Genomic DNA, 5,546 nt, shown 5'->3' with positions numbered 1-5,546 from the left:
GGACACCGCCGAACACAATGTAGAGAAGCCCCCCAACCAGTGATGGTTGGGGGGCTTTCTCGTACCCAAAACACCCCGAAACATCCCGTCGCCGGCACACCCCCGGATCGAGTGAACGGTACATTCGTCGCCTCAGATCGACCCAACGCCCCGTTCACACCATCACGAGCGGGAGCACGGCCGGCTCACCACCCCGTCCGGGACCGAGTGAACGACACTCTCACCCTCCTAGACGAGGGGAACGATACGTTCACACCATTAGGGGCGGGCGCACGACCGAGGACGACGGGCGCTTTGCCCTGATCAGTCGATGCCGTCGGCGGTGGCAGTTGCATACTTCGGCCGGCCAGTGGGCAGATACCGCTGGATCGTCACGCCCTTTGGTGTGGCTCGCGATTCGGCCAGCTCGAGTGCGATATCCGGTCCGGTATCGGTAAAGAGTCGTGTGCCCCGGCCTACGACCACCGGAACGATCAGCAAGATCATCTCGTCGACGAGATCGTTCGCGAGAAGCCAGCGGCACAATTCGCCACTGCCGTGCACCTGAAGCTCGCCGCCGGGTCTGGCTTTCAGTTCGCCGATCGCTGCGGCGGTGTCACCTGAAAGGGCCGTGGTGTTCTTCCATTGCGGATCGGTGACCGTTGTCGAGGCAAGATACTTGGGCCGCGTATTCAAGGCGCTTGCGATCGGGTTGACCTCTGGATTCTCGAACGCGCCCCAATAACCGGCGAAGATGTCATAGGTCCGCCGACCGAACAGGAAGGCGTCGGCGCGCTGGTAGACCTGGACGAGGTAAGACATGGCTTCTGTGTCCACCAGTGGCGCGGACCATCCGCCACGTTCGAATCCGCCGCGTCGATCTTCGTCCGGCCCACCGAGTCCTTGCATCACCCCGTCGAGAGTGACGATGGTAAATGTCGTCAGTTTCATAGTCGTACCCATCTCCCCGGCATCGTCGGATTTCCGCTGTTTCGATATAGACCGTCGGGACGCGGGAAAATCATCGAGCGAACGTGGCGTTCATCGCCTTGGATCGACCGAACGTGCCGTTCGCTCAAGGTGGGCGGTGAGATCAGGGCTGAACGGGCACCGAGTCTGCCGGGGTGGACTCGGACTCCAAGGCGTCGCAGGGAATCGCGAGCTCGGTCTGTTCGAGGCGGCCACGAAGGGTGATGTTCTCGGTGATCGACCACTGTGCGGCTTCGGCGCTGTCAGCGGCGGCCACAGCCCGTCCGGATGCGGCGAGGTTACCCGGAACCGTCTTGGCGACCTCGGACAGTCGCGCTGCTTCGTTGACGGGATCACCGATGACGGTGTACTCGAATCTTTCTCGCGCACCGACGTTTCCGGCAACAGCAATTCCCGCAGCGACGCCGATACCCGCGCTCACTTCCGGAACTTCGGCACGCAGGCGCTGCCGAATCTTGCGGGCGGCGGCGAGTGCACTGCCGGCGTGATCGTCGAGTGTCGTCGGCGCTCCGAAAATTGCCAGCGCCGCGTCGCCTTCGAACTTGTTGACGAATCCGCCGTGTGCATCTACCTCGTCGACGATGACGTCGAAGAATCGGTTGAGTAGAGCGACCACCGCGGTAGGGGAGTTGGTTGCCGCGATCGTGGTCGAGCCGATGACGTCGACGAAGAGAACGGCAACGTCGCGTTCTTCACCGCCGAGTTCCGGGTTTCGGCGAACCGCGTTTGCGGCAACCTCGTGTCCGACGTGGCGCCCGAAGAGGTCGCGAATCCTCTCGCGCTCGCGCAGGCCCTCGGCCATGCGATTGAAGCCGGTCTGCAGCAGTCCCAATTCGGTCCCGTCGTACACGACGACGGACGCGGTGAGGTCGCCACGGGTGACTTGCTCCATGCCTCGGCGTACGGACCGAATGGGGGCCGCGGCTGATCGGATGTTGATGTACGTCAGCCCGAGTCCGACGCACAGAGTGATCCCGCCGATGACGAGGATCGCGGTCGCGAGGGCTTGCCACGAAGCAGGTCGGATGAAGCTGAAGACCGCTACGAGCATCAAGCCGGTGACGGGGACCCCGCTTCCGAGCAGCCAGACGAGGATTGTCCGGCCGGTCAGTCCGAGAACGGCAGCCTTGCGGGGCGCTCCGGATTCGAGTGCACGCGCAGCAATCGGGCGGAGTGCGAACTCGCTGAGCAGGTAGCAGAAAGCGCAGGTGGTGATACCGCTGAAAGCCACGGTGAACAGAACTTTCGGAGTGGTGTCGGGGTCGACGATTCCGTACATGGTCGTGAAGGTGATGAGCGCGGCCGTCCACAGGACGGCTTGCACTCGGGTCAGCCGCCACGGCCCGCGCAACGCCGCGCGTTGATTCTGCTCGGTTGGCCGGTGATCCTCGGTGGCCCACCGGAGATCCCTCATGAGGCGTTTGGTGCCCCACAGAAGTCCGATGAGAAAGACACACCCGATGAAGACGGGCACGGCAATAAAGTTGATCCACGCGAATTCGGGGTGGATGATCTCGGGTCCGGGAACCACGAATCCGACGAGCACGATCGCCAGCACCGCTCCGATCAGGTTGGTGACCAGGAGAGGGGCGGTGAGTAGTGCCTGGACGCGGATTCGGCGGCGCCTGGGGCTTTCGTCGGTGGATCCGAGCAGCCACGACCCAAGGGGCGCACTCGGGACACGGCTTCGCTGCATAGTGTGTCGAGAGTAGTCGTAATGATCGCTTAGGGTGGTCCGGTGCGCCTAGTTATTGCTCGTTGCCGTGTCGATTATGTGGGACGCCTGACCTCCCACCTCCCTACCGCAAGACGACTGCTGTTGGTGAAGGCCGACGGTTCGGTCAGCATTCATGCCGATGACCGGGCGTACAAGCCGCTGAACTGGATGAGTCCGCCGTGCTGGTTGGTCGAGACCACCGGCGACAGCGACGACATCCTGTGGGTCGTCACCAACAAGGCGGGCGAGGAGCTTCGGATCACTCTCGAAGAGGTCGAGCACGATTCGTCGTATGAACTCGGTCTCGATCCGGGATTGATCAAGGACGGAGTCGAGGCACACCTTCAAGAACTTCTGGCGGAGCATGTCGAGACACTCGGCCCCGGCTACACATTGGTACGACGCGAGTACATGACGGCCATCGGGCCGGTCGACCTTCTGGTCCGTGACGCGGACGGTGCATCGGTGGCGGTGGAGATCAAGCGCCGCGGCGAGATCGACGGCGTCGAGCAGTTGACGCGGTACCTGGAGTTGCTCAACCGCGATCCTCTGCTCGCGCCGGTTACGGGAGTTTTTGCAGCGCAACAGATCAAGCCGCAGGCAAAGACTTTGGCCAATGACCGTGGGATCCGTTGCCTGGTCTTGGACTACGAGGCCTTGCGTGGTACCGAAAGCACCGAGTTCCGACTTTTCTGACGCTGTTTAGACTCGAACCATGCCGCGCCGCAAACCTTCGCCGAAGCAATCCCGTCGAACGGATACTCGGCGTGCTCGGGATTCGAGCGCGGAATCGCAGTCACCCAGTGGTGTGTTGTTCGGCGGGGCGCTGGTCCGGGAGGAGCCAGGGCCGGGCGGTGAAATGTACATGGTGAGGCCGATACCCGGCTCCAACGCGACGAAGTTCTATCGCTGCCCCGGTTGTGATCACGACATCAGGCCCGGTGTCGCCCATGTGGTGACGTGGCCTTCGGAACCGGGCGGCGCGAACGAACGTCGACACTGGCACACCGGATGCTGGTCAGGCCGCGGAACTCGCAGCCTGACCAGACGGTGGTCCTGAGCGTCGATCAGTTCCGGGACTGGGCTCGCTGCTCGACGGCGCGGGTGTCGATCTCGGCGGTGTTGGTCTCGTCCGAGTCCTCGAGAACATCGTCTTCGTCGATACTCGGTTCTGAGTCGACCGGATCGGAGTCGGCCTTCTTGTCTTCGATCTCGAGATTTTCCTCGGCTTCGACGATGACCGGAGCGGGCGGTGCATCGAGGAGTTCGCTCTCCCGGTTGACCGATGCGAGCATGGCCGGAACCGAATCGAGTTGTCCCCGAATGCCCAAGAGCTGAGCCAGGATTCGACCACGGAGAACACGCAGTTCTTCGGTGAGTTCCTTCGCGTGAGCGATCTTGCGCTCGGACTGATCGGTGGCGGCCTGCAGCCTGCGCTGAGCCTCGTGCGACGCATCGGAGAGTCGACGCTCGGCCTCTGCCTTGCTCGACGACTCCAGGTCGTTGACGGCGGCGACGACCTTGGCGCGACGCTCGGACATCGAGATGTCGAAGTCTTCGCGGATCTGAGTGCGCTTGGCCTCGGACTCGGCAGCCAGGCGATCCCGCTCGGCCTGTGCGGCTTCGACGATCCGGGCGGCTTCGGTACGGGCCTGCGCCATGGTCTGCTCGTGCATGGTTTCCATCGCATTGCGACGGTCCTCGAGTTCGGCGATCAGCGACTCGTAGTGTCCGCGCAGGCGGGCGCCGTCCTGTTCGGCGATGGAGGTCATCTCGGCTGCGTCGGCCTCGGCCTTCGCGCGCACCTCCGAAGCCTCGTCGGAGGCAAGGCGCAGCATGCGGCTGATGCGATCGCTCATGCCCTCCGCAGTGGTGGGCGGTACCGAGAGGCGGTCGACGTCCTTGCGGAGGTCGTCGATGTCGTCGCGTGCATCGTCGAGCTGCTTGGCAAGGTCACGGGCCTGCGCAGCGGCAGCATCACGATCGGCCGCGGTAACTCGCAGCTCCGCGTCGAATCGCTCGAAGTAGTTACGTACCTCGTCGCGGTCGTATCCCTTCCGTGCGATCTGGAACGGAAGTTGGATCGAACCGCGGTCCTGCTCGTATGCCATGGCGACAATCTACCTGGCATACGAGCTGGAGTCGGGTCTGCTAGTGGCTCGCGTCGGGTTCGACCAGTTCCACCAGGACGCCGCCGGCGTCCTTCGGGTGAATGAAGTTGATGCGCGAGTTGGCCGTACCGCGCCGGGGAGCGTCGTACAGCAACCGAACGCCGCGCTCGCGAAGCTCGGCGGAGATGGCGTCGATGTCGGTGACCCGGTAGGCGAGCTGCTGCAGTCCGGGGCCGCTTCGGTCGATGAACTTGGCGATGGTCGAGTTCTCGTCCAGTGGTGCGAGCAGCTGAACGGCAGTGGATCCGGCGGGGGAGCCGACGACGGAGAGCATGGCTTCGCGCACGCCCTGCGATTCGTTGATTTCCTCGTGGGTCGACACCATGCCCAGGTGCTGCGTGAACCACGCGATTGCCGCGTCGAGATCGGGCACCGCGATTCCGACGTGATCGATCGCGACAACGAGGTCGGACGACAAAGGTGCGAGTGCAGAACTGGGGGAGGTCTGTGTCATACCTTTCACGGTAGCGCTACCGTTTGAGGAGTACACGTCGGGATGTGACTTGGCTCTTAGGCCGCACGGAACCGACGACTATGTCTCTTTTGCAGCCGGAGGAAATCGTGACCAGTTCTGTGATTGTTGCGGGAGCTCGTACCCCGATGGGTCGACTTCTCGGATCGTTGAAAGACCTCTCCGGGTCCGACCTCGGCGGCATCGCCATCAAAGGCGCCCTCGACAAGTCCGGAGT

7 protein-coding genes are annotated in these 5,546 nt (G+C 63.2%); 3 read left to right on the top strand and 4 right to left on the bottom strand.

All coding sequences use genetic code 11. The annotated features are described in order from the left end of the window. Positions 1 to 303: 303 nt before the first annotated feature. Together AC3WQS_RS31270 and AC3WQS_RS31265 are read right to left on the bottom strand one after the other, a co-directional pair. The gene (locus tag AC3WQS_RS31270; protein WP_492713572.1) at positions 304 to 930 is read right to left on the bottom strand and encodes a dihydrofolate reductase family protein; all 627 of its coding nucleotides are present in this window, start codon (positions 928 to 930) and stop codon (positions 304 to 306) included. Positions 931 to 1,072: 142 nt separating this feature from the next. Continuing rightward, complete coding sequence (locus tag AC3WQS_RS31265) at positions 1,073 to 2,665, bottom strand: adenylate/guanylate cyclase domain-containing protein (RefSeq protein ID WP_492713573.1); 1,593 nt, start codon at positions 2,663 to 2,665, stop codon at positions 1,073 to 1,075. Positions 2,666 to 2,707: 42 nt separating this feature from the next. Here AC3WQS_RS31265 and nucS point away from each other — a divergent pair, with 42 nt between their 5' ends. Next, positions 2,708 to 3,382 (top strand): endonuclease NucS, encoded by a 675-nt coding sequence (gene nucS, locus AC3WQS_RS31260; protein ID WP_003945160.1) that lies wholly within the window; start codon positions 2,708 to 2,710, stop codon positions 3,380 to 3,382. A gap of 19 nt (positions 3,383 to 3,401) precedes the next feature. Further along, a complete protein-coding gene (locus tag AC3WQS_RS31255; protein WP_020908287.1) occupies positions 3,402 to 3,746 on the top strand; it encodes an Rv1322 family protein in 345 nt (114 codons plus the stop codon). A 7-nt stretch (positions 3,747 to 3,753) separates the two neighbouring features. On the opposite strand, the gene AC3WQS_RS31250 is transcribed toward AC3WQS_RS31255, so the two are convergent. Continuing rightward, entirely contained in the window at positions 3,754 to 4,797 is a 1,044-nt protein-coding gene (locus tag AC3WQS_RS31250; protein ID WP_029255700.1) for a hypothetical protein, read from the bottom strand. 40 nt (positions 4,798 to 4,837) lie between these two features. Beyond that, complete coding sequence (mce, locus tag AC3WQS_RS31245; RefSeq protein ID WP_492713574.1) at positions 4,838 to 5,311, bottom strand: methylmalonyl-CoA epimerase; 474 nt, start codon at positions 5,309 to 5,311, stop codon at positions 4,838 to 4,840. A gap of 107 nt (positions 5,312 to 5,418) precedes the next feature. Between mce and AC3WQS_RS31240 the strand changes: the two genes are divergently transcribed. Next, a partial coding sequence (locus AC3WQS_RS31240; protein ID WP_455769923.1) for a thiolase family protein occupies positions 5,419 to 5,546 on the top strand: 128 nt, incomplete at its 3' end.

The organism is Rhodococcus sp. FW305-130 (genome assembly GCF_058788335.1).
Note: the sequence above shows the minus strand (reverse complement) of the source record. Positions and strands in the feature narration are given on the sequence as shown.